Origin of the sequence: Photorhabdus antumapuensis, assembly GCF_020387775.1 — a bacterium.
GTDB lineage: Bacteria > Pseudomonadota > Gammaproteobacteria > Enterobacterales > Enterobacteriaceae > Photorhabdus > Photorhabdus antumapuensis.
In genome coordinates, this window is the sequence record NZ_JAHZMK010000066.1 from 1 (window position 1) to 2,469 (window position 2,469).

A 2,469-nucleotide genomic window follows, 5' to 3' on the forward strand; every position below is an offset into this window, starting at 1 on the left:
ACGGGGGGCTGGACATTCACAGCCGGCAGCTCACCAACCGCGAGGGGACCTTACAATCCGCCAATACCCTCCGTATCGACACCGGCGGGCAGTTACTGGATAACCAAAACGGCTTAATCATAGGTGAGGGCAAAACCACCGTCACCAGCGGCCCGCTGGATAACCGTCACGGGCATCTGCAAGGCGGGAAGCTCACCGTTGACACCGGACAAGCGGAGATCGATAACCGAGATGGGAAACTGTTGTCAACCGACACCATGAATCTGACGACTACGCAGCTCGACAATCGTCACGGGCAGGTGCAAGCGGTGGGCGACACCACTCTTAATGCTGAAACTCAAACCGATAACACCGGCGGCCTTATCCGTGGCGGCGCACAACTCAGCCTGAACACCGCTCACCTGATTAATCGTGACACGGCGCAGGCAGATAAAGGACTGGAAGCGCAAAACCTGACGGTCAACGCCCAACAAGTGGACAACAATCAAGGGGCTTTACGAGCGGCCGACCACCTGCAAGCCCAGGTGAGTCACATGCTGGACAATACTCAGGGGCTGGTCTCCGCCGGCAAACAGCTCACTATCAACCGCGAGGCTCAGCAACCGCATCTGGCGATTAACAACCGGCAAGGCACCCTGATTGCCGGGGAACACGCCACGATTAACGCACACGCCTTAAGCGGTGACGGCCAGCTGTTATCGCAGGGCGATATGGCGGTCACCTTAACCGGGGATTTTCACCATACCGGCAACACGGCGGCCAATGGCAATCTGACCCTGAAAACCACCGGCAATATTCTCAATGACCGCCAGATAAAAGCCGGTCAGACGCTGCATCTTGGCGCGCAAAATCTTACCAACAGCGCCGCCGGTAACATCAGCGCCGGGCAAACACAAATCAAGGTCCACAATACGCTGAACAATACCGGATTGATTGACGGCGGTCTGACCCATCTCACGGCCAACACCCTGAACAATACCGGCACCGGGCGCATTTACGGCGACCAGCTTGCCCTCCAGACGGGGACCTTGAATAACAGCGCACAGGACGGCAAAGCCGCCGTGATTGCCGCGCGTGACCGGCTGGATATCGGCGCCGGGATACTGAACAACAGTCATCATGCCCAGATTTACAGCATGGGCGATATGCACATTGGCGGCCGGTTGGACAACAGCCTGACAGCCACCGGTCAGACCCGTGAGCTCAATAACCACGCCGCGACAATTGAGGCGGGGAAAAACCTGAAAATTCAGGCCGACCAGATTCACAACACCAACGCTGGTTTGGTGACTCAGGTCGTCGAAACGGAAAAATCGCAGCATCACGATGCGGTATTGAGCGGCCAGACCGCCCGCTATGACTGGTCACAGGTGGACACTTCCCGCCACAACAAATACGGCGTGCACGATGCCATCATGCCGGATGGCAGCCGCAGTAATGACTTTTACGAATATCAGTACACCCGCACCGTCAAGGAAACGCAGGTTAAACAGAGTGACCCCGGTAAAATTCTGGCGGGGGGTAATATCACGCTCAACAGTGCGCAAGTCACCAATCACGACAGCCAAATCGTGGCGGGCGGCGCGCTGGACGGGGAAATCGGCGAACTGCACAATATAGCCACTCAGGGGGAACGCATCACCACGGATGCCGGCCGCCAGACTCACTGGTATGCGAAAAAGAAACGACTTAAGCCCAGATTCCGCGGCACCAAAACCTCGCAGGGGAAAAGCCGCAGCCATTATGACCCTGCCCCGGTGATAGAAACGATTGACCTGAAAACGCTGGCCTGGCAGGAGCATACCCGTCCGCAGGGCACCGATATTACCCTCACAGACCGACAGACCGGTCAGATACACGCGGCCCCCACGGCGGTCAAATCGGTAACCGAGATAGACGACCGGCCTCCGGCGGAAACGGTCAAAGGACAAACCGTTGACCCGGCGATACGCGTGGTCACCCCTAACACTCGCCTGCCGGATAACAGTCTGTATACCGTGCAACCGGGCAGCGACAGCCACTATCTGGTCGAAACCGACCCGAAATTTACCCAGTACAAACAGTGGCTGGGCTCGGATTATATGCGGCAACAGTTAACGCATGACCCGGCGCGGGTCCACAAACGGTTAGGCGATGGATTCTACGAACAGCGGCTGGTGCGCGACCAGATTACCCAACTGACCGGCCAACGCTATCTGCCGGGCTACAACAACGACGAAGCGCAGTTTAAAGCACTGATGGATGCCGGAATTGCCTTTGGCCAACAGCAACAGTTAACGCCGGGTGTCGCCTTAAGTCCGGCGCAAATGGCGCTGCTGACCTCTGACATTATCTGGCTGACTAACCAGACTGTGACCTTGCCGGACGGCACTACCGAAGTGGTCACCGTGCCGCAGGTGTATGCGCGCGTCCATGAGGGCGACCTGAACAGTGATGGTGCCTTGCTAGCTGGCAATACCGTGGCGCTGA

At 57.6% G+C, this 2,469-nt stretch carries 1 pseudogene; it reads left to right on the top strand.

The features are described from left to right. A pseudogene (locus KZ793_RS21045) lies at positions 1 to 2,469 on the top strand (S-layer family protein); the annotation flags it as partial.